Origin of the sequence: Thalassospira sp., from assembly GCF_030690045.1 — a bacterium.
Taxonomy (GTDB): domain Bacteria; phylum Pseudomonadota; class Alphaproteobacteria; order Rhodospirillales; family Thalassospiraceae; genus Thalassospira.
In genome coordinates, this window is record NZ_JAUYHK010000010.1 from 114,794 (window position 1) to 140,343 (window position 25,550).

The following is a 25,550-nucleotide window of genomic DNA, read 5'->3' on the forward strand; positions in this document are numbered from 1 at the left end:
GATAGTTTTTTATAATCCATGAATTATATTAATACAATAAATTTATAATCTATGGATTATATTTTATCAATACCCCTGATCTTCCCATGATTGTTTTTTGCGATACAGGGTCGATGGGCTGACGCCCAGCGCCTCGGCCGCGCGCGGGATCGATCCACCGCATTGTTCAATCGCGTTTTCAATCGCCTGTTTTTCCACCTGCCACAGCGGGATAATCGTCTTGCCCGGTGCCAGTCGGACAAAACCGGGGTCCACAGCCCTGCCGCTGATCAGGGATTGCAACGGGCGGGCATTCATCCCCTCACTATCCCCGGCACGGCGGGCCGGGATCGGCCCCTGAAAATGCGGGTTTCCCGATAAAAAGGCCAACGCCTCCGGGTCATCCTGCCACAGGCGGTTGGCCGGATCGAAATCACTGGAAAACACCGGATGGGGCGGCGGGGCCTCGATCACGCCGGAACTGAAATGATCATCCTCGCCGCCGTGATGCACCGGGCGCGGCACCATTTCCAGTGTGACCTCCGGCCCGTTATTCAAAACCACAATATTGCGGATAATATTTTGCAATTGCCGGATATTCCCCGGCCACGCATAGCGGGTAAACAATGCGCTCACATCGGGACTGAACCGTTTGAAATCGCGGCCTTCCTCGGTGGTGTAACGATGCAGGTAAAATTTGGCGATTTGCAAAATGTCATCGCCACGGTCGCGCAAGGGCGGCATATGCAATGGAATCACATGCAGGCGATAATACAAATCCTCGCGGAACCGTCCGGCCCGCACTTCTTCCAGCGGATTGCGATTGGTCGCACAGACAAACCGCACATCAACGCTGTCAATGCCGCTGCCGCCAACCTTCTGAAAGGTGCCGGTCTGAATGAATCGCAGCAATTTGGTCTGCAAATCCAGATCCATCTCGCAAATTTCATCGAGAAACAGCGTCCCGCCCGCCGCCTGATGCGCCGCCCCTTCGCGATCGGCAATCGCCCCGGTAAAGGCCCCTTTGACATGGCCGAAAATCTCGCTTTCCATCAAATCCTTGGGGATCGCGCCGCAATTAAGCGGAATAAACGGGGCATCGGCGCGGTCGCTGCGCCGGTGGATCGCCTCGGCCGCCAGTTCCTTGCCGGTCCCGGACTCGCCGGTGATAAAAACCGTTGCCCGGCTTGGCGCGGCTGATTCGATAATCCGGTAAATGCTGCGCATCGTGCCCGATGCCCCGATGATATCGAAATACATGTCATCGGGCCGGGCCGCATCGCCCTTGCCCCCTCCGCCGCGCCGCCCCGAACCGGGCATGACCACCACCCGCCCCGCCAGCGCATCGGCAACCGTTGTCCGCAATTTTTCGGCGGTAAAGGGCTTGAGAACAAAATCATAGGCCCCGTCGCGCATCGCCTCGACCGCAATATTGACCGACCCGTGGGCGGTAATCACCACCACCTTGCAATCGGGGGCCACATCGCGGGCGGCACGCAACACATCACGCCCGTCCATATCGGGCAATTTCAAATCCAGCACCGCAATATCGGGCGGATCGGTGCGTAAAATCGCAATCGCCTCGCGCCCGGTGCCGACATGATCAATGTCATAACCCTTGTCGCGCAAATAATCCTGATATACCCGTGCCAAAGACAGGGTATCTTCAATCAGCAGAATGCGGGCCGTATGTGGCATGGCAGTCGTTTATGTCCCGTTTGTCGCCCGGTCCCAAAAGCCGGTTGCGACATTATTGTAACAATAGGAAGTGTAGGCGGCTGAACAATTTTCCGCTAAAACAAAATGCAGCATCTGACAAAAAAGCCGACAAAGGAAGAACCGCGTGAATTATAAAAGCCAGCAATCGGGCGACACCGTTGAAATCTTGCTAAGCGGGCGTTTTACCTTCGGCGATCACACCGCCTTTCGCAAACTGATCGAGGAAATGCGCGATTCCGGCGTTGAAAAACAGGTTCTCGATCTGTCCGAAATCGATTTTATCGATTCTGCCGGTCTGGGCATGTTGTTGCTGGCCCGCGACGAAGGCGAAAAAAGCCGATCTTCCATCACCCTGCGCGGGGCAAAGGGCCAGGTCAAACGCATGTTGGAAGTCGCCCGTTTCGACACCCTGTTCAAACTGGAAAACTGATCGTGCCGGACGGACAACGCCGTCCAACCCTTGCGGTTGCCGCCAGTCTGGGGGCGGAAACGGTCAACAGCTTTCTGACCGGCAACAGCCTTTTCCCCGATGATGCCAGCAACCGGGCGACAGTGCAATATGGCGGCACCGTCGAAGATTTCGCCGCTGATCTGCGCTACCACGCCTGCCTTTTACCCTGCCCCACCCCCAATCGCTGGCTTGATGCGCTGTTTCGCATCAATTGCAATGTCTTTGTCGAGCTTTTCCCCAATCTCGATCTGGGCGATCTGGGGCCGCTGCGCACTTCCCTGCGCGATGATCGCCGCGAACTGGTGGTCTGCCTGTCAACGCAAAGTGCCTATCATTTGCCGCTGGCACGCAAATTTGTCACCGCACTCAGACAACGCAACATCATTGGCGATGACATCGCCCCGTCGGTTGAACTTGCAGTGCAGGAAGCCTTTTCCAATTCGGTGATGCACGGCAATATGGAACTCAATACGTCCGGGCGTTTCACGCTCGACAAACTCAATATTCTGGCCGATGAAACCCGCAAACGTCTGGCCCATCCGTTTTATGGCGGTCGCGCCATCATTATGGCCGCCCGCCACACCCAAAAAGGCCGGATCGAAATTTCGATCCATGATCAGGGACCGGGTTTTACCCCGTCCGACGATGATGGCACGTTTAACCTGCCCGGCGATCAATCGACCTTTGGCCGCGGATTGCCCCTGATCCGCAGCCTGTGCGAAAATGTCCGTTTTGGCCGGGGTGGCCGCACCATCAAAATGACCTTTCCCGGCCATGCGCAGGCAAACACCAACCCGTTCATCGCAAACCCGGTCACACCGGCCAGTCTGCCACGCAATGGTATCGGTCTGGCCCGTATTCTGGTGGCTGATGAAACGCTGATTTCGCGCGAAAGTCTGGCGGCCTATCTGAAAATTGGTGGCTTTGGCAATCTGGCCTTTGCCCGCGATGGCGAGGATACCCTGGCCCAGGCCGACTGGTTCCTGCCCGATATGGTCATTCTGGACCTGATGATGCCCAAAATGGATGGCTTTGCGGTGTGCAAGGCCCTGCGTGCCGATCCGCGCTTTGCCGATATCCCGATCATCGCCCAGACCGCCCTGGCCGAAACCGCAGGCCGCACAAAGATTTTTGAAGACGGCGCAACGGATTTGATCCTCAAACCCGTCAACAAGGCAGAATTGCTGGCCCGCGTGCGCATTCATCTGGAAAACCGCCTGCTGGTGCAACAATTGCGATCCTATTGGGAACGCACCCAATCCGAACTGGAACTGGCGCGCAACATGCAGGAACGCCTGATCCCAAGGGCCGATTATTATCGCACCACCGGCGCGCATTACGGCCTGTCGATCAGTGCTCATTTTCAGACATCATCGGAACTGGGCGGCGATTTGTGGGGCTTGTTGCCGCTTGATGATCAAAGGCTGGCGGTATGGCTGGTGGATTTTGCCGGGCATGGTCTGGGGGCTGCGCTCAATACCTTCCGCCTGCATTCCCTGATGTCGTCCGATGAAACGCCCCATGACGATCCGGGCGCCTATCTGACCGCGCTGAACAGACATCTCAAAAAACTGCTGCCGGTCGGGCAATATGCCACCATGCTTTATGGCATTATCGACCGCCAGGACAATCTGTTTCGCTATGCCTGCGCCGCCACCACCGCCCCGGTCATCGGCTCGGCCGGCAATCCCGATATCCGGTTTCTCGATGGCTCGGGCGTGCCGCTGGGTGTGATTGCCGATGCGCGGTATGACACCCGCGAAATTGCCTTTGGCTGCACCAGTTTCCTGATGCTCTATAGCGACGCCCTGATTGAAACCGAACTCGATAACGGCGAAACCCTCGACCCGGCGCGCCTGCAAACCCTTTTGCAAAAAATCCTGATGGACCCGGAAGAAACCGGCGACCTTGCCGCCATCCTGACCGGCTATTTCCTCGATCACACCCCGGCCATCCTGCAAGACGACTTCACCCTCGTCACCCTGCAATCAAAACCGCGCTAAGCCGGGCATTCAGTCGAACAAAACCGGCTCCAGACCGGATATATCGAATTTTGGCCGCGCCTGTGCCAGATCATAACCGTCCTGCATCGCCATCCAGCTTTCCGCCGACCGCCCGAACACCGCTTCCAGCCGCAACGCCATTTCAGGCGACACGTTGCTTTTGCCGCCAATCAGCCGACCGAATGTCGAGGAATGAACCTTCAGCTTTTTCGACGCCTCATTGGCCGACATCCCCAAAGGTTCCAGATAAACTTCCCGAATAAATTCACCCGGATGGGGCGGATTGAATTGCTGCATCGTCATCAGTAATAATCCTCATCCTTTGCACATCACACAACATGAACAGGATATTACACCGAAACAATACCCGCCCCCCTATTGCATCGCCCGGAAATCCGGCTCCGGGCCGAGCCAGACATGGCCGATATCCTGCAAGGCGGGCAGATTGTCTTGCGCGCGCGTCCGCCCGGCCACCGCCATGCGGATCAGATGCGCCAGCCCCTTGCGCGCCCCGGCATGGGCCGGATCGGCAACCAGCACCGCGCCCAACTGGTCCAGCGCCCCGGTCATTTTCCTGTCACCGCGCAGCAAATCGGCCAGCACAATGCGCAAATCGCGCGATTGCGGATCAAGGGTGATGGCGATGCGCAAATGATCGGTTGCCGCCCCCCGCGCGCCTTTTTGCACATAGGTCCGGGCAAGACCCAGATGGGTGGCAATATCCAGATCATCCATCAGCAAGGCCCGGCCAAAGGCTTCGAGGGCCAGATCGGGCAAGGCCAAATCCAGCAACACATGCCCCATCACCCGCAAGCGCGACGGCGTATCGGGAAGACGCGCAATCAGGTCGCGCAGGCGGTCGCGGGCGTCCGCCGCCAGATCGGTTTCCATGATGTCCGGCGCAAAATCCGCACCGGTTCTGTTTTGCTGTTGCCACGCCATCGCGTCTGGCACCCTGTTTCTGCCCGAAGGTGTCGAATCCTAACGACTCGGCAGAAACCTTGCAATACCCCATAAAAACAACGAGTCGTTTCAACGGCTTGGGTCCGTCTTTTGACGTGCGGCCAGACCCGAAATCAAAACGACGCGGCAGGATGGCGGGATTTACAACCCGTGGGCAATGTTGCTGCGCCAGGATGAAAGGGTGGTCAGATTGTCAAATACCGGCTGCACTGCCGGATGGGCAAAGAAATAACCCTGCGCATAACGACAGCCAAACTGCATCAGGATATCGCGCTGTTCGGCGGTTTCCACCCCCTCCACCACACAGCGAATGCCCATGGTATCACACATGTCAAACACGGTTTTGACAATGCGCTGGCTGCGTGGATTCCGCGCAATCGGGGCGGTAAAGCTGCGATCGATCTTCAAACTGTCAAATTCCAGTTCATGCACCAGACGCAGGCTGGAATACCCGATGCCAAAATCATCCAGCGCCACCCGCGCCCCGCTTTGGCGCAGGGTTTCGATGCTCTGCCGCGCCGCATCGAAATCACGCAACAGGGCGGTTTCGGTGATTTCAAAGGTAATCCGGCGCGGTGCCAACCCGTGATCATGGATGCGTTCCAGCAACCATTGTGTCCGGTCAAGCGATGTAATGTCCTGTGCCGACAGGTTAAAGGCCGCCCGTTCCACATCGGGCCATGTCGCCATCGCCACCAGCAATTTTTCAAACAAAACCCGTGTCAGATCGCCAATCTGCCCGGTTTTTTCGGCAAGCGGAAAAAACACATCCGGCGCCACCCGGCCCAACACCGGACTGTGCCAGCGCGCCAGCGCCTCATTGACCAGAACCGTGCCGTCAAGCAGATTGAAAATCGGTTGAAAATTCAACGACAGTTCGGCATCCAGATCGGCGCTGCGCAAGGCTTGCTCGATCCCGGATTCCTGACGGATCAGGCTTTCATGACGGGCGGCAAACAAAACCGGGCTGCCGGGATTGTTTTTCTTGGCGTGATACAGGGCAAAATCGGCCCGTTCAAACAACCCGGTCGGGGTGCGGGCCACGGCGGGATAGGTCGCAAACCCGACCGAACAGGATAAATGCACCGGCCCGCCTGCGGTTTCAAACGGCACCTTCATCACATCGCACAACGCCTGGCCCAGCAGGGTCAGGTCCGCTTCATTGCCATAATGATCGACAATCAGGCCAAATTCATCGCCGCCCAGACGGGCAAAATAACTGGTGCCGCCCGATAATGTCACCAGCCGCTGCCCGGCCTGCACCAGAACATCATCGCCCACCATATGCCCATGCACATCATTGACCGGCTTGAACCCGTCAAGGTCAATCACCGCCACGGCAAACCGGGTTGTGTCATCGGCCCCCGCCAACATGGTTTCCAGCCGGTGGAAAAAATCGCGGCGATTGGCAAGGCCGGTCAGAAAATCGCGATGCGCCAATTGCCGGTTCTGGTTGCTCAGTTCCTGTGTCGTGCGATGCTGTTCTTCCAGAACCCGGCGCGAGGCGATCAGTTCGGAAAAGGCGGCGTAATAACTGCGGATGATCTGCACAATCACCACCGACACCAGCGCCATATTGGCGGCAATCGCCACAAACACATCATTGCCGCTTAACCCGAAATGCACAACGAAAGAACCCAGCACAACCCCCACAACGATGAAGGCCGCAGGCGGGAAATGCAGCATACATAAAATACAGCCGACCACCGTAATCGACATGGAATAGGCAACATGCCCCTGCTGATAGGGATTGCCATAGGAAAACAGGTTAACAGCCCATACAGAGGAAATCACACTTATGATCAGGGCCACCAGCCGGATGCGCCGCAATTGCATGAGATCGGCGGCCAGATCATCCACCTTGTCCCCGGCCTTGATCCAGACAATCGCCCGGCAGAAAAAGACCGCCGACAGGATGGCCGGGATCACAATTGTCATGGTGTCGGACGCCGCCCCGTAATGGGTATAACTCAGCGCCAGCGCATTGGCGGTCAACAGAAAATACATCAAGGGAATTTGCCGCGACAACGCATTGACCTGCGCACGGATCAAATCGGGCTGGTCTTCCTGCACCCGGAATATGTCGGCAACCTGCCGGAAAAAACCCCTGATTCGCACCGATGCACTTTCTTTTTGTGATGCACCCAAAAAGCATAAAGCACAAACAATACAAAAAGACAGCACCAATACAATCAGCGCGGCATTTTCTCAGAACGACAAACCCTCACCTCCCAAGACGATTGAGGATTTCGCCTTCCACCCCTTCGGAAATCAGATAATCGCGCAAGGACCGCCCCGGCACCGGGCGATAACGTTCGCTCAGAATGTCCATCGTCATGATGCGGTCGGCCCGAAACACCCGGAAGGCCTGCCGCAATTCGCACCACCCGGCCAACAGCCAGACCGTGCCAAAAAACAACATGCCCAACGGCCACACCCGGCGCCGGGTCGCTTCCGCCTTGGCGTCGGTGTAATGGATATCGATAATGCTGCGTTCGCGGATGGCGCGGCGCAAATCGGGCATCGATACGGCAATCGGGGCCTGACAGATATCGGCAACCGCAATCGGAATACCACCGACAAGGCCGCGCAACCGTTCGGGCACCACCGCCTCGATCTTGGATATCGCGTCGCTGGCGGCCCGCGCCATTTGCGGATCGGTCCAGCTTTGCACCATCCGCGCCCCCACCACCAAGGCCTCGATCTCGTCGGCATCAAACATCAGGGGCGGCAAATCATAGCCATCGCGCAGGATATACCCCACCCCGGCCTCCCCCTCGACCGGCACACCGGACGCGGCAAGGTCGCGGATATCGCGGTAAATCGTGCGTTCGGAAACTTCCAGTTCCGCGGCCAGTTCCCGTGCCCGGCTTAATTTGCGGCGGCGCAAAATCTGCACCAGTCGAAACAATCGGTCAGCCCGTCTCATGATCACTCCTTTCCAGTCTGCCCGAAAAATTACCATACCTCTCCTGACAGGCTCCTGTCAGGAGGCTTGTGCCATCATGGCTTTTATCGGGGGCCGAATTCCCCGGCAAACAGGAGCATCACCATGAAAATCACCAGCGCCTTTCCGATCATCGTCACCGAAAACCGGGCCGAAAGCCGGGCCTTTTACGAAAAACTGGGCTTTGTCGCCGTCTTTGCCGGGGATTGGTATATCCATCTGGTCTGGCCCGATTGCATGGCCGTGCAAATCGGCCTGATGGCCCCCGACCACCCGACCCAGCCCGCCCTGTTTCACCCCCGCACCTTGGGCGAAGGCAGCATCTTCGGGATCAGCGTCGAAGACGCCGCCACCGCCGCACAGGAACTGCGCGCTGCCGGGTTTGACTTCGCCCTTGATCTGCGCGACGAACCGTGGGGTCAACGCCATTTCACCCTGCTGGATCCCAACGGGGTGCGCATCGACATCGCCAGTCAGGACGCCCCGGTTTCCGATGAATACGCCAAGGATTTCCTGGTCCCAATGGATACACTGTCAGCCTGATCCCCTCGCACCACCAGCAAACACCATCATGAAGGACATCCCATGATCATCGACCATGTTTGTTTTGCCGTTGCCGATTTTGAAAAATCAAAAGCCTTTTATCAGCAAGCCCTTGCCCCGCTGGGCATTTCCATCCTGATGGAAGAAACTGCCGAAACCACCGGAACGTCGGCCTTTGCCGGTTTTGGTACACCGGATTCCGGTCCGAAATTCTGGCTGGGAGACCGCCCGAAACCGGTCCGGCATCAATGGCATGTCGCCTTTGCCGCCCCTGACCGCGCCAGTGTCGATGCCTTCTATCACGCCGCCATCGCCGCAGGCGGCATTGATAACGGCGCACCGGGACCGCGCCCGCATTATCACGAACATTATTACGGGGCCTTCATCCTTGACCCGGACGGGGTGAATATCGAGGCCGTCTGCCATACACCAGCACCATAAAACCCGCCATATGGCGGCACGCAGGCAATATTGTGGCCTGCGTGCCGTGACCACAGGAAACCGGACAAACCTCGGGCCTCTGCCTGTCTCGCCAGCAAGCCCGCAACGGACCCACGGCCATACCGGGCACTGCCCGATAATGTCAGGAGAAATTCCGGGCAGGCAGCTCCCACACAAGACGCACCTCGGGCGTCCTGACCAAGGACCGGGTCAGGACGCCCGCAAAGGACCACCGTAATGACTCTTCCACCCGCCGGTCATCCTCTTGCGGTTACGCCCGCCGATCTGTCTTTCGTTTTGCCGCTGCATCATCATCTCTTTCATGTGTCGCCAAACGTAAAAACCCGCAAAGCACAAGGCTTTGCGGGTTTCGTCCGGGCGCATTTGCCCCGTTGATTTTTCTCTTATGCCACAATCAAAAGAACAAATCAAGAACTTTTTTCAAAAAATCTGAAAAAACTTTGCATTCGTCCCGATTCTTGACAAAAAAAATGTTTTAAATCAATGGATTATGATGGAACAGCACCCATCCCAAAACCGTCATTCCCGCACAAGAAGACGTCGGATAAACCCGTTCATTGCCAACACCGCATCGCCGATATTATCCGCCTGTGTCCGGCCCGTTGATATGCGCGGCACAAAATCATGATCGCCATCCGCAACCCAATGAAGGGAAATTGCCGGGGACAATCCATACTCCGCCACTTCATCGGGGCGGCCAAACGGGTCGCGGGTGCCATGTGCAATCAACGCCGGGGTGCGCAAGGTTTTCAGATGCGTCACCCGCAATGTTTCGGGCTTTGCGGGCGGATGAAACGGATAACCAAGGCAAACCAACCCCATAACCCCCAATTCATCCGCCATCATGCTTGCCACCCGGCCCCCCATCGATTTGCCGCCAATCACCAGCCTTTCCGGGTGGCCGATTTGCGCCACCACATCGCCCCAGCATTCCTGCAAGACCGCTGCCCGATCCGGGGCGCGTTTCCTGCCATCCTGCCGGGTTTTGGCCATATAGGGGAATTCAAACCGCGCCACCCGATATCCATGCGCGACAAGTCCATCGGACATCATATTCATGAAATCGCTATCCATCGCCGCCCCGGCCCCGTGGGCCAGCACGATGGTCACACTTGCATCCTGTGGCCCGTCAAACCGCAGGACAATTTCTGTCTTTTCGCTCATTCCCCGGTCACTCCATTCATCGACCCTGGATAGAAAAACACGATTATCATACAGCCTCGCCATGATCCGATATTTCAGGCTATGATGATATGCCTTTTCAATCGGCTTTGCCCTTTTATGGCAAGGTTCCATATCCGCGCCCTGCCTTTTGATCACCCGAACGGATCCTCCGCCTTGACCAACACCCCGCCCCCCATAATGCCGGATCGTCACCGGCTTGGCCGCCTGCCGCATCTTGTGCAATGGCTGTTGCTGATTGGCGGGTCGCTGGTGCTGTCTGTCCTGCTGCATGATGCCGATGTACCCGCAGCCCTTTTGCTGGGTCCGATGATTGTCGGCATTGTTCTGGGCACCAATGGCACGACGGTTGCCGTGCCGAAATCCGTCTATCTGGGGGCGCAATCGGTGCTCGGCACAATGGTTGGCGGGGCGATGACGGCGGGGATTGTCACATCTTTCCTGCATGACTGGCCGCTGGTGGTTGGTGTCACCTTGTTAACCCTGGTCGTCAGCAGCGCGCTCGGCTGGTTGCTGTGCGTCAAACAGGTCCTGCCCGGCACCGCCGGGATCTGGGGGGCCTATCCCGGTGCGGCATCGGCAATGGTGATCATGGCCGAGGCCTTCGGGGCCGATGCACGGCTGGTTGCCTTCATGCAATATGTCCGGGTGGTGATTGTCGTTGCTGTCGCCTCGACCGTGGCCGGTTTTTCAGTCGATCCGGCCCTTGCCGGGGCGGCGCATGAATGGTTTACACCCTTTGATATCGGCGATTTCGCCCTGACCCTTGCCCTTGCCGCCGCATTGTCAATCATCGGTGTGGTGTCGCGTCTGCCGTCCGGGGCGCTGTTGCTGCCGATCATTGTGGTGGCGGTACTCAGCATCACCGGCATGGTCGATATCGTTCTGCCGGAATGGTTTCTGGGCCTGACCTATGCGGTAATCGGGGCAACGATTGGCCTGCGTTTCACCCCGGCTGTGTTGCGCCATGCCACCTTTGCCCTGCCCAAAATCCTGCTGGCGATTTTTGTTCTGATTGCCTTTTGCGCCGGGATTTCGGTGTTGCTGGTGGTTTTTATGGATGTCGATCCCCTGACCGCCTATCTCGCCACCAGTCCGGGCGGGCTGGACTCGGTCGCCATCATCGCGGCCAGCACCAATGTCGATCTGTCCTTTATTCTGGTCATCCAGTCGGCCCGGTTTTTCATGATCCTGCTGTTTGGGCCAAGTCTGGCCCGCATGGTGGCACGCCGCACCCGGCATATGCCTAAATCCTCGTAATACTGCCGACAAAACCATCGACCCGCTGCGACAAATCCCGGCCCTGATCGTCCAGAACCCGTGCTGCCGCCGCCACATCCTGCAAAACCCCTTCGCCATCGGCAATCGCGGTGCGGATCAGGGTGACCTGATCACTGACATGGCGGGCATCGGCCACGGCCCCGGCCACGTCATTGCTAATCTGCTGACAATTGCCCAGTTGTTGTGCGGTCTGATTGGCGGTCTGGCGGGCATTGTCCTGCAACCCGGTCATGGCATGGGCCATGCTGTCAACCGCACTGGCCGCCCCGGCAATCGCCCCGGTCACACTATCCATCCACAGGGCAATATCGCGGGTCGCATGTTCGGAATCATCGGCCAGTGCCTTGACCTCTTTGGCGACAATCGCAAAACCGCGCCCGGCTTCGCCCACCCGTGCCGCCTCGATCGAGGCATTCAGACCCAAAAGCTTGATCTGGCTGGCGATATCGGAAATGGTTTTCAACATCCGCCCGGCGTCGGATGCCCGGTCCTGCAAGGCACCAAAATCATCGCGGATGCGTGATGCCTGCTGCCCCAGCCGGTCGGTGGTTTCCAGATTATCCCCGGCATCCCGCCCGACACTCTCAAGCGTGGTGCGCAATCCTTCCATCTCGCGGGCGACATTTTCAATCCGCGCAAGGGCGGCGACCGCTGCCCGGTCAATCCCTTCGCTGCTGTCACGGGTGCGGGCATTTCCCTGTTCCAGAACACCCAGCGCCCCGCGCATCTGGCTGACGGCGGCCGCAAGCTGCCCAACCGTGCCCTGCACCTGAAGATCAAAATCCTGCGCCAGACGGCGGCGCGATTCCCGCACCCCGTCGCGTTCCAGCGCACGCGCCACCTGTCCGCCGACAAATCCCAATAATTCCAGCATCTGCGCATCAAGGCTTGCCACCGCACGGCTGAAAAATTCGACCACCGCCACCACCTGCCCGTCCAGCCGCACCGGCAGGGCAAAACAGCCGCGCAACCCGTTGCGCCGCGCCCCGTCGGCCCGCAGAAACCCGGCTTTTGTGGTGACATCATCCAGACACACCGCCTGCCCCGATTGCGCCACCCCGCCAATCAGGCCCTGCCCGATCTCAAACCGCGTCGCTTCGGACTGATCGCAAAAAGCGCGCAAATCATCGCGGACAATCCCCTGCCCGATCGACCATATCTTTGCGGATTGCAACTGATCTCCACCGCCCTCACCCGCGCCGACATGTCGCAAATAGGCATGGCCGACCGGCCACTGACAATGGCCGCACACCGCATCCAGAATCCGCGCCATCGCACTTGTTGCATCGGGGGCTTCGTCCACAATGTCGCTGACATGGCGCAACAGCCGCAATGCCGATGCAAGATCGGACCCATTGGCCGCAACAGGCCGGATATCGTCTTCGGGGGAAACAGAACGGATGAAAGCGGCGAACATGGCACATCTCCGGGATGACTGACATTGACCACCGGCCCCAAAAAAGCCGGTCTTGCAATGCAGGCCCCGTTGCCCGCCAGATGTTCCGGCAACGTTACCAAAACATGACACCACCATAGCGCGTCTTCGCATGTGCGAAAAGCGTTTTGATCGGCGGGATATGACTTAGCGGATAATCTTGCGGAACACCCCCGACGCCACCATCACCCCCAAAATCACCAAGGCGACCGCCAGCACCAACACCATACTGCCGGTCTCGCCCAGCAGGAAAACCCCGCCCAGCGCAACCAGTGCCGGGGTCAGGGCGCCAAAGGCCGCCGCCGCCGTCGATCCGATATGGCGCACTGCCATGCCATAGGTGACAACCGCTACCGCCCCGGCCAGCAAGCCCTGCGTCACCAGCAACAAGACAATGTCATCAATCGGGGCGGTGAAAACCGTGGTGCCGGTAAAAACCGCAATCGCCGCCATGATCACAAAGGACCAGAACCCGACAAAAGCCGCCGCATCAATCGCGCCAAGGCCGCTTTGCCGCATCGCATGGGTATAGCACGCCCACATCAACGCCCCGCCCGATACCAGCCCATAACCAAACAGCAATTCACCGCCGCCATCGCCTGCCTGTCCGGGTTTCAGTGCAATCAGCAAGCCGATCCCGACAATCACCAACCCGTATCCACACAGCCGAACCTTTCCCGGCCGTTCACCAAACAGCAACACCGCAATCAATATCGCCCAGACCGACATCACACCGGGCAACAAAATGCCGACATGGCTGGCCGGGACAAATGCCAACGCACTGGCCACCATCAGGGTATAAAACGCCCCCGATCCCGCCAGCATCACCAGACCATTGACCCATGACAAGCCTCTGGGCCAGACACCGCGCTTGATCCAGACCGGCGCAAACACCACAAATGGCACCACAAACCGCAACAGCCCGATATCGACCGCTGTAAAGTTCGATGTCATGGCATAGCGCGTGACGATCAGCCACGACGCCCAGATGATCACAGTGGCAAGGGCAGCACTGATGCCGGTCAAACGGCTTTCAGCCGCAGGAACAGCGGCAGGGGAAGGATCGCGGGGCATGATGAATTCGGGCTTTCGGGGCTGCAACAGGATGTGGGGCGATCAGGAAGATACGCCCACATACCAGCACATCACACCCCCACTGGCAAGAATATGCTGCGGCGCACGGCTCTACCGAACCCGCCGCATCATGCCCGCCTTAAATCCCGAACTCGGCAAAGAAATCATTGCCCTTGTCATCCATCACGATAAAGGCCGGGAAATCCTCGACTTCAATCCGCCAGACGGCTTCCATGCCCAGTTCCGGATATTCCAGAACCTCGACCTTTTTGATGCAATCCTGCGCCAGCCGCGCCGCCGGACCACCGATAGAGCCAAGATAAAACCCGCCATATTTCTGGCAGGCATCCTTGACCTGTTTCGACCGGTTGCCCTTTGCCAGCATGATCAACGATCCACCATTGGCCTGAAACAGATCGACATAGGCATCCATCCGCCCCGCCGTCGTCGGGCCAAAGGACCCGGATGGCATGCCTTCGGGGGTTTTGGCCGGACCGGCATAATAGACCGGATGATTTTTCAGATAATCGGGCATGCCCTGCCCGGCATCCAGGCGGTCCTTGATCTTGGCATGGGCAATGTCACGCGCCACAATCACCGTGCCAGTCAAGGACAAACGGGTTTTCACCGGATATTGCGACAATTGCCGCCGCATTTCAGCCATCGACTGGTTCAAATCCACCTTGACCACCGTATCGTCCAGATGCTCGTCGGAAATTTCCGGCAGATATTTCGCCGGATTATGTTCCAGATCCTCGATGAAAATGCCGTCTTTGGTGATCTTGCCCAAAATCTGCCGGTCGGCCGAACAGGAAACACCAATCGCCACCGGGCAACTCGCCCCGTGGCGCGGCAGGCGCACAACACGCACATCATGGCAGAAATATTTGCCGCCAAACTGTGCGCCAATGCCCATCTGCCGGGTCATTTCCAGAACTTTCTGTTCCCATTCAAGGTCACGGTAAGCCTGCCCGTGCGCCCCGCCTTCGGTCGGCAGGCTGTCGTAATAACGCGCCGATGCCATCTTGACGGTTTTCAATGCCGCCTCGGCCGATGTCCCGCCAATCACAATCGCCAGATGATAGGGCGGGCAGGCCGACGTGCCAAGTGTACGGATTTTCTCATCAAGGAATTTCACAAGACTGTCGGGGTTCAGCAATGCCTTGGTCTGCTGATACAAAAACGTCTTGTTGGCCGATCCGCCGCCCTTGGCCATGAACATGAATTTATATTCAGCCCCCGGTGTTGCATACAGATCGATCTGGGCCGGAAGGTTCGACCCGGTGTTTTTTTCCTCAAACATCGTCACCGGCGACACCTGCGAATACCGCAGATTATGTTCCTGATAGGCGCGCCACACGCCCTTGGAAATCGCTTCTTCATCCGTGCCATCGGTGATCACGCGACCACCGCGCTTGCCCATGACAATCGCCGTCCCGGTATCCTGACACATCGGCAGAACCCCGCCCGATGCGATATTGGCGTTTTTCAACAAATCCATCGCGACAAATTTGTCATTCGGGGTCGCTTCCGGGTCATCCAGAATCTTGCGCAATTGCGCCAGATGGCCGGGGCGCAACAGATGCGAACAATCAAAAAAGGCCTGAAGGGTCAGTTTTTCGATGGCCGCAGGGGCGACTTTCAAAAAAGTCTCGCCCTTGACCTCAAGGGTTTCAATCCCCTCATCGCCAATCTTGCGCCAGGGCGTGTCATCCTTGCCCAGTTCGAACATCGGTTTATAGACAAAATCATTCATGGCGCTCATGGGAAATTTCTCGTCTCTCTCAAAAACAAGGTGGGTATTTGGTACGCGATAGCGGGATGGTTGAATTTAACCGGAAACAGACAAAAAAACAGCGGGCATTTCTGCCCGCTGCATATCAAATCCGCGCTTATTTCTTGCGAAAGGCATCCAGCGCGATGACTTCGCCGCTTTCGCCTGCCTTGGCATCTTTGGCCTTTTTGGCAGGGCGCGATTTCGGATCGGCAACAAGGGCCGGGCCGCTGTCGTCATCACCGGTATCGTCATCATCCAGAAAATCATCGTCGCTCATTTCTTCTTCGACGCTAAAGGTCAGCATGAAGTTGGCGGACGGATCGACAAAGGCCAGCATCGCATCAAACGGCACCACAACCACGGTGGGCATGCCGTCAAAACTCATGCCGACAGAAAAGAAATCATCGCCGACTTTCAGATCCCAAAAGCGATGCTGCACGACAACGGTGATGTTGTCGGGATGCGCCTTGCGCTGATTTTCGGGCAATTGAACGCCGGGGTGATTCGTCTGAAAGGTGACGTAATAATGATGCTCGCCGAAAAGGCCTTCTTTGGCCACGCGGGAAAGTATCTGCTTGACGACGCCACGCAGCGCCTGATCGACCATCAGGTCGTAACGGAATTCTTCCGGTTCGTGCATCGAAAATCCTGTGTCTGGCGGGAAACCCCGTCATTCATATGCGCCATCGTCCCCGTGACGCATTCCTCAGCCTCTATTCATAAACAAGCCGGGCTGAAAAACAAGAGCGGGGCGTTCTGTTGCTAGGTGCCCCTGACCCCACCAAATTACCGCTCCCGGCAACCGGAATTTTCGCTTTGGTGCTAGTGCCGCTTACGCAGCAACAGCAACCTGAGCATTATTGTCGTTTGCGTTTACAAACATTGGTCCGATATCGGTGGTACCATGCCGAGCGCCAACAGAGGCCTTTACTACACACGTCGATCCTGTTTCGGCCCCCACAATCCCGCCTGAGTAGGGCAGGGAAAAGAGATGGTGGAGCCGCCGGGTACCGCCCCCGGGTCCGTAATGCCTATTCCGCCAAGTCGTGTAACGCCATAGTCGGGTTGCCCCGACAGGTTTTATATAGGGGATTCCCCCCCCACATCACAAGGGAAATCGGGGGAAATATTTTTGAGGGTAACCGGGAACTTCACCGATATTCGCCATTGCCGCAGCCCGATGGGCGACCGCCAGCGCGGCGTAACGATCAGGGAAATACGCCCCACCCCTTCGCCCCACCCGAACGTGGGAACCCCATCTGCCCCAACACCGTTGCCGTCATCGGCTTTGCTGACTATGCTGCCCGAAACGATTCCAAAAACAGGACACGGCATGCAGCAATATCTTGATCTGATGCGTCTGGTGCGCGACACCGGCACCCGCAAGGAAGACCGCACCGGCACCGGCACCCTTTCGGTTTTCGGTCATCAGATGCGCTTTGATCTGGCGGTCGGTTTTCCGATGGCCACCACCAAAAAGCTGCATCTGAAGTCAATCATTCATGAATTGCTGTGGTTTCTGGCGGGCGATACCAATGTTGCCTATTTGCAGGAACATGGCGTGCGCATCTGGAATGAATGGGCCGATGAAAACGGCGATCTTGGCCCGGTTTATGGCGGGCAATGGCGATCCTGGCGCGGGGCGAACGGCGAAACGATTGACCAGATCAGCGACCTGATCACCCAGATCAAATCAAATCCCGATTCCCGCCGCCTGATTGTCTCGGCATGGAATGTCGCCGATGTGCCCAATATGGCCTTGCCGCCCTGCCATTGCCTGTTTCAATTCTATGTCGCCGATGGCAAATTATCGTGTCAGCTGTATCAACGCAGCGCCGATATTTTTCTGGGCGTGCCGTTCAATATTGCCTCCTATGCGCTGTTGACCCTGATGGTTGCGCAGGTTTGCGGCCTCAAACCCGGCGATTTCATCCACACCCTGGGCGATGCCCATCTTTATACCAACCACCTTGATCAGGTGGAATTGCAACTGGCCCGCGACGTGCGGCCCCTGCCGGTGATGAAGATCAACCCGGCTGTCACCTCGATCTTTGATTTCAAATATGATGATTTCACCCTGACCGGCTATGACCCGCACCCCCATATTGCGGGCAAGGTGGCCGTCTGATGGCCCCGGCAAACAATAATGACCGGGTGGAACGCATTGCCGTGGTTGCCGCCGCCCAAAACGGCGCAATTGGCAAGGATGGCTGGATGCCGTGGCACCTGCCCGAAGATTTGAAACGGTTCAAATCCCTGACCATCGGCAAACCAATGATCATGGGCCGCGTGACATTCGAGGCAATTGGCAAGCCATTGCCGGGCCGCACCACGATTGTCGTTACCCGCGACCGAGACTGGACCTTTGACCATGACCGGGTGGTGGTCTGTCATGACATGGCCGATGCCATCACAAAGGCCGATGACATCGCCATCCGTGACGGGGTGAATGCCGTGATCATCGCCGGTGGGGCGCAGATTTATCGCCTCGCCCTGCCCTTCACCACCCGTTATGAACTGACCGAAGTCCATATTGATATTGATGGCGATGCGTTTCTTGATCCGCTCTCCCCCATGGAATGGCGCGAAACTGCCCGTCACCGCATTCAGAACCCGGACGGCCCGGATTACAGCTTTGTCACGCTTGACCGCCGATGAAACAAACACACTGCAAAACACTCACACGGGACGGCTATCATGTTTGAAGAATTCAAGAAGTTTGCCCTGCGCGGCAATGTCGTTGATCTGGCGATTGGCGTGATCATCGGGGCGGCCTTTGGCAAGATCGTCAGTTCGCTGGTCGGCGACATCATCATGCCGGTGATTGGCTATATTACCGGCGGGCTTGATTTTTCCAATTATTTCATTGCCCTGTCTGATGCCGTTACGGCCACCAATTATACCGATGCCAAGGCGCAGGGTGCCGTCATCGGCTATGGCGAATTCATTACCATTGCGATCAATTTCACCATCATCGCCTGGGTGTTGTTCATGGTCGTCAAGGCGATCAACAAGGCCAAACGCGCCGAAGACAAAAAAGCCGGGGAAACCCCGCCGCCCGCCACCCCCGAAGATGTCGCCCTGCTGCGCGAAATTCGCGATTTGCTGGCCACCGGAAAAGACGCATAGCGCCCCCCCCCCCACACACCCTCCTTGCCGCGCCGGGCGGACCGGATCATAATAAACCGGTCATTCTGAAATCTGAAGACTGGTTAAAACATGGCCCGCCCGCGCGCATTTGACGAGGAAAGCGTTCTTGATAACGCCATGAACATCTTCTGGAGCAAGGGGTTCGAGGCGACATCCATTCAGGAACTGGTGGCAGAAACCGGCCTGAACCGTGCCAGCATGTATGCCAGCTTTGGCGACAAAAAGGCCTTGTTCCTGCGGGTTCTGGATCATTACACACGCAAAATCAGCCAGCAACGCTTTGCCATCCTGACCGATGTACCCGACGGGCGTGCCGCCATCACCCAAACCTTTCGCGATGCTGTGCGTAATGGTTGCGGGCCGGGCCGGCACAAGGGCTGTCTGATGGTCAATTCCGGCATGGAACTGGCCCCGCATGATCCCGAAACCGCCGCCATCGCCCAGGCCTCCTTTCGCCGGATTGAGGCATTATTTGCCGATGCGCTGAAACGCGGGGTGGCGGCAGGAACCCTTTCGCCCGTCAAAAACACCCGCCAGATGGCCCGTTTTCTAACCGGGTCCATTCAGGCCGTCCATCTGATGGCGCGACGCGGCGCGGGCGAAGACACCCTGTCCGATTATGTCGATATGGCCCTCTCGATACTGGACTGACCCGCCTGCTTCCCCCATAACGACAGAACAAAACCGATTGGGGAAATCGCCGATGGATCGTAACCGCACATTCTGGGATAAAAATGCGCAGCGTTATGCGCGGCGTAAAATCGGCAATATGCCCGCCTATGAACAAACCCTGGCCCATGTCCGGCGCTATCTGTCAAAGGATCAGAAAGTCCTTGAAATCGGGTGCGGTACTGGCAGCACCGCCCTGTTGCTTGCCCCCGATGCCGGGCATATCACCGCAACCGATATTTCGCCCAACATGATCGCCATTGCCCGGGCCAAACCCGAAACTGCCGAACTTGGCAATGTCACCTTTACCGCCGCCGAACTTGCCGACGACAAAATTGGCGAGGGCATGTTTGACACGGTTCTGGCCTTTAACCTTTTGCATCTTGTTCCGGAAACCGGCACCGCACTTCGTGCCATTCACCGGCGCCTTCGACCCGGCGGGTTGTTTATTTCCAAAACAGTCTGCCTTGCCGAATACACCATCTTTTTGCGTGCCCTGATCAGTGTGATGAAGGTCGCCCGCATTGCCCCCGATGTGCGTTATCTGTCATCCCAAAGCCTCAATACCGCCATCGGCACGGCCGGGTTCGAGATTGTCGAAACCGCCCTTTATCCCGCATCGGGCCGCGCCCATTTCGTTGTGGCACGCAAGGTTTGATCCGCCCCCTAAACCGTATCAATCTTGTATAAAACTGCATCAACCCGTTGTGTCAGGCGGTCATACAGGCGTTGGGCATTATGGTTGTCGCCTGCTGTCAACCAATACAGACGCACCCAGTCCTGCTGTTTTGCCTGTATTTTCAATGCGGCGATCAACTGTTTGCCAATTCCCTGCCCCCGTTGATCGGCAGGTACCCAGAAATCTTCCAGATACCCCACATTGCGCAGGGAAAATGTGTGGGGATGCACAATGATATGGGCCAGCCCAACCACTGCGGAATCATCTGCGGGATCATCCTTTTCCCCGCGACGATCAACCGCCAGCCACGCCTGCATGGCATGATCCGAATCAAGGATGCGATGCCACAAAACATCAATCACATGATCCGTCATGTCGGCGGCACCAAAGTTGGCAATATTCTGACGCCATAACCGTTCCCACCCCGCACGATGCAGGGGCTCTGCCCTTACAATATCAATCATGTCGTTCCTTTGGAATGCGTCATTGTCATATGTCCCGGCACTGTATCGGGCAGGATACCGTCGCACAACCATGTCAGGGCCGGGACTGATCATTCTGCCTGATCACAGATCGGTGAAAACCGCTTTTATCCTTTGTCATTTCGGAATGATCATTCCATATTGGTCGGCATATCTTCACCTCATGCAAAGGTTTATCATGTCTGTCATTATCCCCCTGATGCCGCGCCAAAAGGTGCCCGCCCTTTCCGTTTCTCTGGCGGGTGGTGGTGTCTGGTCGCTTGCGGACCGGAACCCGGAAAATTTCACCATGATCGTGGTCTATCGCGGCCTGCATTGCCCGATCTGCGGCAAATATCTGGCCGATCTGAACAGCAAAATCGCCGAATTCGCCAAACGCGGGGTCGATGTTCTTGTCCTGTCATCCGACACGCAGGACCGCGCCGAAACCGCCCGCACAAAATGGGGGCTTGATAACATTACGCTTGGCTATGGCCTGTCGCTGGATGTCGCCCGGAACTGGGGGCTTTATATTTCGTCGTCCAACGGCGTGACTTCTGCCGGGGTCGAGGAACCCGCCTTGTTTGCCGAACCGGGCCTGTTTTTGGTGCGCCCGGATGGCACATTGTATTTCGGCACAGTGCAAACCATGCCGTTCGCCCGCCCGGCCTTTGCCGATATTCTGGGCGCACTGGATTTCGTCATCGCCAAAAACTATCCGGCCCGTGGCGAAGTGATCGACCATAGCGCCGCCTGACGCCGTCATTCTGGCAACACACACCACCCCGGCCTGATACCGGGATGGTGTGTGTTGCGGTAAGTGCCTTATGCGTAATTCGACGGAAACAGGGCGCGTTTGGCGACATCATCCATATCGGATTTAAAGGCATGGTTCTGGCCGGCCTTGCGGGCACGCTCCACCGCCGGTCGGGTGCAAACGGCCTCGTACCAGCGTTTTATATTGGGATAATCAGCCAGCGGCGCGTCGCTTTTCAACACGAAAAAGGCGCGCTCAATCCATCCCCAGAGCGACATATCAACAATCGTGTAACCCTCGCCAATCATAAAATCCCGTCCGGCCAGGTGATCATCCAGCACCTTGTAATGCCGTTTAATCTCATTGCGATAACGGTTCACTCCATAATCGTTCCCGACCGGGGCCACATGTTGAAAATGCACCGCCTGCCCGGAAAACGGGCCAAGACCGGTGGCAACAAACATCAGCCACGACAAAAGGTCGCCGCGATCCTCAGGCTTGCCCAGAAACGCACCAGTCTTTTCCGCCAGATAGATCAGGATCGCATTGGAATCAAAAACCCGGATTTCAGCACCACCCGGCCCATCGCTATCGACAATCGCCGGAACCTTGCCGTTAGGGTTGATCGCCCGGAATGCCGGGCTGTGCTGGTCGCCCTTTTTGGTATCGACCGGAATAATCTCATAAGGCAATCCGGTTTCTTCCAGAAACAGGGCAACTTTCGCCGGATTAGGCGTCGGGTGATAGTAAAAACGGATCATGAAATTCTCCTGCGGGGGTTCAGACAGCCCCCTTGTGTTTTGGAATGATCGTTTTAAATTGATCCATATTGAATCGGTTGGCAAGATGCATTCATCGTACGCCACCGCAAACCGATACCACAGGAGGCCCTCCCTCATGATCGATCTGTATTACTGGCCGACCCCAAACGGCCATAAAATCACGCTGTTTCTTGAAGAATCCGGGCAGGATTACACCATCATCCCGGTCAATATCGGCGCGGGCGATCAGTTCAAGCCCGAATTCCTGACCTTTTCGCCCAATAACCGCATGCCCGCCATCATTGACCATGCCCCCGCCGATGGCGGCGAAGCCATCACGGTGTTTGAATCCGGGGCAATTTTGCAATATCTGGCCGAAAAGACCGGCAAATTCCTGCCAAAGGATGTGCGCGGTCGCAAAACCGTGATGGAATGGCTGTTCTGGCAGATGGGCGGCCTTGGCCCGATGGCGGGGCAAAACCATCATTTCAGCGGCTATGCCCCGGAAAAAATCCCCTATGCCATCACCCGCTATGTCAATGAAACCAACCGGCTCTATGGGGTTTTGAACAAACGCCTTGCCGGTCGCAACTTCATTGCCGGTGACGATTACACCATCGCCGATATGGCCTGTTATCCGTGGATTGTGTCGCATGAAAAACAACAACAGGATTTGAACGATTTCCCCGATCTCAAACGCTGGTTTGAGGCCATCGCCGCCCGCCCGGCAACGATTGCCGCCTATCAAAAGGGCGAAGGCCTGCGTCAGGGGGAAATGACCGAAAAAGACAAGAAAATCCTGTTTGGACAGACATCGAAAACCATCTGATTACACAGCGCCAGGGCAAGCTTGAACTGTTTGGCAAGGAACATTTTCTGGACTTGCCATGGCAATTGGATAAATGCGATCCAACAGTCATTACAGAACGTTTCATGGTTGTTGATGAAAGCCAGTCGGGGCAGATCGATATCACCGACAAGGGCAAAGTCGAAATCCAGTTTGTCCGCCGGATGCAGGGGGAACTCGGTGCGGTTATTCAGGAACCGAACTGGACCTTACCCCGCCTTGCCAACTGGCTTGATATGGGCATTCCGCACCAAGACGTCACCAAACCAAGTGCTATTTTATTCATTTTAGGGGCGATAGAAGCACTTGTTAAATCCGGGATCGATCTGGAAGTTCTGGCACGTAACAAATACGATTTGCGTAATTCCTTGTCTGCCTTGATCAACGAGCTTCGGGGTAATCGCGAAAACGGCAACTACAATTCTCTTTTCGCCGTAAACACAGAATCGTTTGCCACCAGTTCTGATCTGGCAATGATTTTTGATGAAACGACATATGCCTATAATCAACCCTATTCCGGGACGACAAAGTTCAACAAACACTATACATCGCTGATTGGCGATCTGAAGCCGCAAGGCGAGGAATTTGACTGCGCTGTCTATCTGGACCGCCATGACAAGGTGCAATACTGGATCAGAAACGTCGATAGCAAGAAAACGTCCTTCTGGCTTCAGTTGCCCAGCGGCAAGTTCTATCCTGACTTTGTGGCAATGCTCCATGATGGCCGGATTATGGTTGTCGAATACAAAGGCGGGGATCGTTACGACGCAGCAGCCCCGAAACGCCAAATTGGCGAAGTATGGGCCGAAGCCAGTCATGGAAAATGCCTGTTCTGTATGCCTAACAACCGGGATTTCACCGTAATTGACAAGCTGATTGGATAGTCGGTAAGACCACCTGATCACACCGCACCCGCCGCACCTGCCGCCCGATGGATGCCTGTGGTCACGGGCATGACGGATATATTGAACCGGGAAACCCACCGCCACACCCGAGAACGCGGTTGTCCATCGGGCGGAAACGCGGTGTTCGCGGGTCGTTCCCTTTTCCCTGTTGCCACACGCTTCGTCTCGCGCTAAATGATATGTTATAACATATCATTTATGAGGATATACCATGCACCGCCTTCCCGTCACCGTGCTGTCCGGCTTTTTGGGCGCGGGCAAAACCACGCTTCTCAATCATGTATTGAATAACCGTTCCGGCCTGCGCGTTGCCGTCATTGTCAATGATATGAGCGAGGTCAATATCGACGCCGATCTGATCCGCGAAGGCGGGGCGGCCTTGTCGCAGATGGATGAAAAACTGGTTGAAATGACCAATGGCTGCATTTGCTGCACCTTGCGCGATGATTTGCTGGCCGAGGTTCGCCGTCTCGCTGCCGAAGGGCGATTTGATTATTTGCTGATTGAATCGACCGGCATTGCCGAACCTTTGCCGGTAGCTGCCACCTTTGATTTCCGCGATGCCGACGGCCAGTCGCTTGGCGATGTCGCACGGCTTGATACCATGGTCACTGTGGTGGATGGCGCACGCCTGATTGCCGATTATTCATCACAGGATTTTCTGCGGGATCGCGGGGAATCACTGGGTGACGAGGATGACCGCACCCTGGTTGATCTTCTCGTCGATCAGATCGAATTTGCCGATATCATCATCCTGAACAAAACCGACCTGATCAGTACTGCACAACGCGATACCGTGCTGACCATCATCCGCGCCCTGAATGCCGATGCCGACATCATCGAAACCGATCACGGGCGGGTGGACCCGGCCCGCATTCTCAATACCGGGCGCTTTGATTTTGACCGGGCACAAGACCATCCCCTCTGGGCCAAAGAATTGTACGGCTTTGCCGATCATGTGCCCGAAACCGAGGAATACGGCATACAAAGTTTTGTCTATCGCTGTGCGTTGCCGTTTCATCCGCAACGCTTTTACGATTTTCTGAATTCCGAATGGCCCGGCGTGATCCGCGCCAAGGGTCATTTCTGGATCGCCACCCGTCCCGATTGGGTCGGCGAACTCAGTCAGGCCGGGGCGGCGGTCAAGCACGAAGCCCTGGGCACATGGTGGGTTGCCGTTCCGCGCAACCGCTGGCCTGATGATGAAAACTGGCGCGAAACCGTGATGCGCAACTGGCACCCGGTTCTAGGCGACCGGCGTCAGGAAATTGTCTTTATTGGCACCGGCATGAACGAAGCACAGATCCGCGCCCGCCTTGATGCCTGCCTGATTGACGATGACAGCGCCATTGATCAGGGCCATTTTGACCCGGCACACTATGCCACCCTGCCCGATCCGTTTCCGGTCTGGCGACGTTAGGGGCTTTCAGCGCTTCCCGACCACAAAACACAGATTATAAATATCTGGCACAAAAAACCCGCCAGCCTGTCACCGGGCTGGCGGG

General features: G+C 56.8%; 26 protein-coding genes and 1 other RNA gene. 14 read left to right on the top strand and 13 right to left on the bottom strand.

Going from position 1 to position 25,550, the window contains the following annotated elements:
* Positions 1-66: 66 nt before the first annotated feature.
* Positions 67-1,677, bottom strand: coding sequence for a sigma-54 dependent transcriptional regulator (locus Q8O73_RS05180; protein ID WP_305555970.1), 1,611 nt, complete (start codon positions 1,675-1,677; stop codon positions 67-69).
* Between the two features lie 145 nt (positions 1,678-1,822).
* Between Q8O73_RS05180 and Q8O73_RS05185 the strand changes: the two genes are divergently transcribed.
* A complete protein-coding gene (locus tag Q8O73_RS05185) occupies positions 1,823-2,128 on the top strand; it encodes an STAS domain-containing protein (RefSeq protein WP_305555973.1) in 306 nt (101 codons plus the stop codon).
* A 2-nt stretch (positions 2,129-2,130) separates the two neighbouring features.
* Entirely contained in the window at positions 2,131-4,152 is a 2,022-nt protein-coding gene (locus Q8O73_RS05190) for a SpoIIE family protein phosphatase (RefSeq protein WP_305555976.1), read from the top strand.
* A 9-nt stretch (positions 4,153-4,161) separates the two neighbouring features.
* Here Q8O73_RS05190 and Q8O73_RS05195 read toward each other — a convergent pair whose 3' ends face one another.
* From Q8O73_RS05195 to Q8O73_RS05210, 4 genes are all read right to left on the bottom strand, one after another.
* Positions 4,162-4,455: a HigA family addiction module antitoxin gene (locus Q8O73_RS05195; protein WP_305555979.1), complete on the bottom strand. Its 294-nt coding sequence runs from the start codon at positions 4,453-4,455 to the stop codon at positions 4,162-4,164.
* A 72-nt stretch (positions 4,456-4,527) separates the two neighbouring features.
* A complete protein-coding gene (locus Q8O73_RS05200; RefSeq protein ID WP_305555981.1) occupies positions 4,528-5,094 on the bottom strand; it encodes a lipopolysaccharide assembly protein LapB in 567 nt (188 codons plus the stop codon).
* 162 nt (positions 5,095-5,256) lie between these two features.
* Positions 5,257-7,233 carry a bifunctional diguanylate cyclase/phosphodiesterase gene (locus tag Q8O73_RS05205; protein WP_305555984.1) on the bottom strand — a complete coding sequence of 659 codons (1,977 nt, stop codon included), beginning with the start codon at positions 7,231-7,233 and terminating at the stop codon, positions 5,257-5,259.
* 106 nt (positions 7,234-7,339) lie between these two features.
* On the bottom strand, positions 7,340-8,044 hold the full coding sequence (locus Q8O73_RS05210; RefSeq protein WP_305555986.1) for a YafY family protein: 705 nt from the start codon (positions 8,042-8,044) through the stop codon (positions 7,340-7,342).
* A gap of 123 nt (positions 8,045-8,167) precedes the next feature.
* Between Q8O73_RS05210 and Q8O73_RS05215 the strand changes: the two genes are divergently transcribed.
* On the top strand, positions 8,168-8,605 hold the full coding sequence (locus Q8O73_RS05215) for a VOC family protein (protein WP_305555988.1): 438 nt from the start codon (positions 8,168-8,170) through the stop codon (positions 8,603-8,605).
* Positions 8,606-8,647: 42 nt separating this feature from the next.
* Positions 8,648-9,046, top strand: a complete 399-nt coding sequence (locus Q8O73_RS05220) for a VOC family protein (RefSeq protein ID WP_305555991.1) — start codon at positions 8,648-8,650, stop codon at positions 9,044-9,046.
* 540 nt (positions 9,047-9,586) lie between these two features.
* On the opposite strand, the gene Q8O73_RS05225 is transcribed toward Q8O73_RS05220, so the two are convergent.
* Positions 9,587-10,231, bottom strand: a complete 645-nt coding sequence (locus Q8O73_RS05225; RefSeq protein ID WP_305555994.1) for an alpha/beta family hydrolase — start codon at positions 10,229-10,231, stop codon at positions 9,587-9,589.
* A gap of 174 nt (positions 10,232-10,405) precedes the next feature.
* Here Q8O73_RS05225 and Q8O73_RS05230 point away from each other — a divergent pair, with 174 nt between their 5' ends.
* The gene (locus tag Q8O73_RS05230; protein WP_305555997.1) at positions 10,406-11,509 is read left to right on the top strand and encodes an AbrB family transcriptional regulator; all 1,104 of its coding nucleotides are present in this window, start codon (positions 10,406-10,408) and stop codon (positions 11,507-11,509) included.
* Here Q8O73_RS05230 and Q8O73_RS05235 read toward each other — a convergent pair.
* From Q8O73_RS05235 to ssrA, 5 genes are all read right to left on the bottom strand, one after another.
* Positions 11,496-12,947 carry a methyl-accepting chemotaxis protein gene (locus Q8O73_RS05235; protein ID WP_305556000.1) on the bottom strand — a complete coding sequence of 484 codons (1,452 nt, stop codon included), beginning with the start codon at positions 12,945-12,947 and terminating at the stop codon, positions 11,496-11,498. The two genes, Q8O73_RS05230 and Q8O73_RS05235, sit on opposite strands and share 14 nt — an antisense overlap.
* A 165-nt stretch (positions 12,948-13,112) precedes the next feature.
* On the bottom strand, positions 13,113-14,039 hold the full coding sequence (locus Q8O73_RS05240; RefSeq protein WP_305556003.1) for a DMT family transporter: 927 nt from the start codon (positions 14,037-14,039) through the stop codon (positions 13,113-13,115).
* A 139-nt stretch (positions 14,040-14,178) separates the two neighbouring features.
* On the bottom strand, positions 14,179-15,795 hold the full coding sequence (locus tag Q8O73_RS05245; RefSeq protein WP_305556335.1) for a fumarate hydratase: 1,617 nt from the start codon (positions 15,793-15,795) through the stop codon (positions 14,179-14,181).
* A 136-nt stretch (positions 15,796-15,931) separates the two neighbouring features.
* Complete coding sequence (locus Q8O73_RS05250) at positions 15,932-16,456, bottom strand: SspB family protein (RefSeq protein WP_305556006.1); 525 nt, start codon at positions 16,454-16,456, stop codon at positions 15,932-15,934.
* A gap of 105 nt (positions 16,457-16,561) precedes the next feature.
* Positions 16,562-16,931, bottom strand: a transfer-messenger RNA (tmRNA) gene (gene ssrA / locus Q8O73_RS05255).
* 218 nt (positions 16,932-17,149) lie between these two features.
* Here ssrA and Q8O73_RS05260 point away from each other — a divergent pair.
* The 5 genes from Q8O73_RS05260 to Q8O73_RS05280 all read left to right on the top strand — a co-directional run bounded on the left by Q8O73_RS05260 (position 17,150) and on the right by Q8O73_RS05280 (position 20,293).
* Positions 17,150-17,944, top strand: a complete 795-nt coding sequence (locus tag Q8O73_RS05260; RefSeq protein WP_305556009.1) for a thymidylate synthase — start codon at positions 17,150-17,152, stop codon at positions 17,942-17,944.
* Entirely contained in the window at positions 17,944-18,474 is a 531-nt protein-coding gene (locus tag Q8O73_RS05265) for a dihydrofolate reductase (protein ID WP_305556012.1), read from the top strand. Before Q8O73_RS05260 ends, Q8O73_RS05265 begins: the two co-directional genes overlap by 1 nt.
* 39 nt (positions 18,475-18,513) lie before the next feature.
* Positions 18,514-18,945 (top strand): large conductance mechanosensitive channel protein MscL, encoded by a 432-nt coding sequence (gene mscL, locus Q8O73_RS05270; RefSeq protein WP_305556015.1) that lies wholly within the window; start codon positions 18,514-18,516, stop codon positions 18,943-18,945.
* A 90-nt stretch (positions 18,946-19,035) separates the two neighbouring features.
* Complete coding sequence (locus Q8O73_RS05275) at positions 19,036-19,617, top strand: TetR/AcrR family transcriptional regulator (protein WP_305556018.1); 582 nt, start codon at positions 19,036-19,038, stop codon at positions 19,615-19,617.
* Between the two features lie 52 nt (positions 19,618-19,669).
* Entirely contained in the window at positions 19,670-20,293 is a 624-nt protein-coding gene (locus tag Q8O73_RS05280; RefSeq protein WP_305556021.1) for a class I SAM-dependent methyltransferase, read from the top strand.
* An 8-nt stretch (positions 20,294-20,301) separates the two neighbouring features.
* Here the strand turns inward: Q8O73_RS05280 and Q8O73_RS05285 are convergent, their stop codons facing one another.
* Positions 20,302-20,778 (bottom strand): GNAT family N-acetyltransferase, encoded by a 477-nt coding sequence (locus Q8O73_RS05285; protein WP_305556024.1) that lies wholly within the window; start codon positions 20,776-20,778, stop codon positions 20,302-20,304.
* Between the two features lie 196 nt (positions 20,779-20,974).
* Here Q8O73_RS05285 and Q8O73_RS05290 point away from each other — a divergent pair, with 196 nt between their 5' ends.
* On the top strand, positions 20,975-21,532 hold the full coding sequence (locus Q8O73_RS05290; protein ID WP_305556027.1) for a peroxiredoxin-like family protein: 558 nt from the start codon (positions 20,975-20,977) through the stop codon (positions 21,530-21,532).
* A gap of 68 nt (positions 21,533-21,600) precedes the next feature.
* On the opposite strand, the gene Q8O73_RS05295 is transcribed toward Q8O73_RS05290, so the two are convergent.
* On the bottom strand, positions 21,601-22,293 hold the full coding sequence (locus Q8O73_RS05295; RefSeq protein WP_305556030.1) for a glutathione S-transferase family protein: 693 nt from the start codon (positions 22,291-22,293) through the stop codon (positions 21,601-21,603).
* Between the two features lie 136 nt (positions 22,294-22,429).
* Between Q8O73_RS05295 and Q8O73_RS05300 the strand changes: the two genes are divergently transcribed.
* The 3 genes from Q8O73_RS05300 (at position 22,430) to zigA (ending at position 25,465) form a co-directional block, all read left to right on the top strand.
* Positions 22,430-23,122: a glutathione binding-like protein gene (locus tag Q8O73_RS05300; RefSeq protein ID WP_305556033.1), complete on the top strand. Its 693-nt coding sequence runs from the start codon at positions 22,430-22,432 to the stop codon at positions 23,120-23,122.
* A gap of 104 nt (positions 23,123-23,226) precedes the next feature.
* On the top strand, positions 23,227-24,024 hold the full coding sequence (locus Q8O73_RS05305; RefSeq protein ID WP_305556036.1) for a hypothetical protein: 798 nt from the start codon (positions 23,227-23,229) through the stop codon (positions 24,022-24,024).
* A 232-nt stretch (positions 24,025-24,256) separates the two neighbouring features.
* Positions 24,257-25,465: a zinc metallochaperone GTPase ZigA gene (gene zigA, locus Q8O73_RS05310; RefSeq protein ID WP_305556038.1), complete on the top strand. Its 1,209-nt coding sequence runs from the start codon at positions 24,257-24,259 to the stop codon at positions 25,463-25,465.
* Positions 25,466-25,550 lie beyond the last annotated feature (85 nt).

Coding starts and splice junctions, on each gene's coding strand:
- Q8O73_RS05180 (WP_305555970.1), bottom strand. CDS start 1,677: ATGCCACATACGGCCCGCATTCTGCTGATTGAAGATACCCTGTCTTTG.
- Q8O73_RS05195 (WP_305555979.1), bottom strand. CDS start 4,455: ATGACGATGCAGCAATTCAATCCGCCCCATCCGGGTGAATTTATTCGG.
- Q8O73_RS05200 (WP_305555981.1), bottom strand. CDS start 5,094: ATGGCGTGGCAACAGCAAAACAGAACCGGTGCGGATTTTGCGCCGGAC.
- Q8O73_RS05210 (WP_305555986.1), bottom strand. CDS start 8,044: ATGAGACGGGCTGACCGATTGTTTCGACTGGTGCAGATTTTGCGCCGC.
- Q8O73_RS05215 (WP_305555988.1), top strand. CDS start 8,168: ATGAAAATCACCAGCGCCTTTCCGATCATCGTCACCGAAAACCGGGCC.
- Q8O73_RS05220 (WP_305555991.1), top strand. CDS start 8,648: ATGATCATCGACCATGTTTGTTTTGCCGTTGCCGATTTTGAAAAATCA.
- Q8O73_RS05225 (WP_305555994.1), bottom strand. CDS start 10,231: ATGAGCGAAAAGACAGAAATTGTCCTGCGGTTTGACGGGCCACAGGAT.
- Q8O73_RS05235 (WP_305556000.1), bottom strand. CDS start 12,947: ATGTTCGCCGCTTTCATCCGTTCTGTTTCCCCCGAAGACGATATCCGG.
- Q8O73_RS05240 (WP_305556003.1), bottom strand. CDS start 14,039: ATGCCCCGCGATCCTTCCCCTGCCGCTGTTCCTGCGGCTGAAAGCCGT.
- Q8O73_RS05245 (WP_305556335.1), bottom strand. CDS start 15,795: ATGAATGATTTTGTCTATAAACCGATGTTCGAACTGGGCAAGGATGAC.
- Q8O73_RS05250 (WP_305556006.1), bottom strand. CDS start 16,456: ATGCACGAACCGGAAGAATTCCGTTACGACCTGATGGTCGATCAGGCG.
- Q8O73_RS05260 (WP_305556009.1), top strand. CDS start 17,150: ATGCAGCAATATCTTGATCTGATGCGTCTGGTGCGCGACACCGGCACC.
- Q8O73_RS05265 (WP_305556012.1), top strand. CDS start 17,944: ATGGCCCCGGCAAACAATAATGACCGGGTGGAACGCATTGCCGTGGTT.
- mscL (WP_305556015.1), top strand. CDS start 18,514: ATGTTTGAAGAATTCAAGAAGTTTGCCCTGCGCGGCAATGTCGTTGAT.
- Q8O73_RS05275 (WP_305556018.1), top strand. CDS start 19,036: ATGGCCCGCCCGCGCGCATTTGACGAGGAAAGCGTTCTTGATAACGCC.
- Q8O73_RS05280 (WP_305556021.1), top strand. CDS start 19,670: ATGGATCGTAACCGCACATTCTGGGATAAAAATGCGCAGCGTTATGCG.
- Q8O73_RS05285 (WP_305556024.1), bottom strand. CDS start 20,778: ATGATTGATATTGTAAGGGCAGAGCCCCTGCATCGTGCGGGGTGGGAA.
- Q8O73_RS05290 (WP_305556027.1), top strand. CDS start 20,975: ATGTCTGTCATTATCCCCCTGATGCCGCGCCAAAAGGTGCCCGCCCTT.
- Q8O73_RS05295 (WP_305556030.1), bottom strand. CDS start 22,293: ATGATCCGTTTTTACTATCACCCGACGCCTAATCCGGCGAAAGTTGCC.
- Q8O73_RS05300 (WP_305556033.1), top strand. CDS start 22,430: ATGATCGATCTGTATTACTGGCCGACCCCAAACGGCCATAAAATCACG.
- Q8O73_RS05305 (WP_305556036.1), top strand. CDS start 23,227: ATGGTTGTTGATGAAAGCCAGTCGGGGCAGATCGATATCACCGACAAG.
- zigA (WP_305556038.1), top strand. CDS start 24,257: ATGCACCGCCTTCCCGTCACCGTGCTGTCCGGCTTTTTGGGCGCGGGC.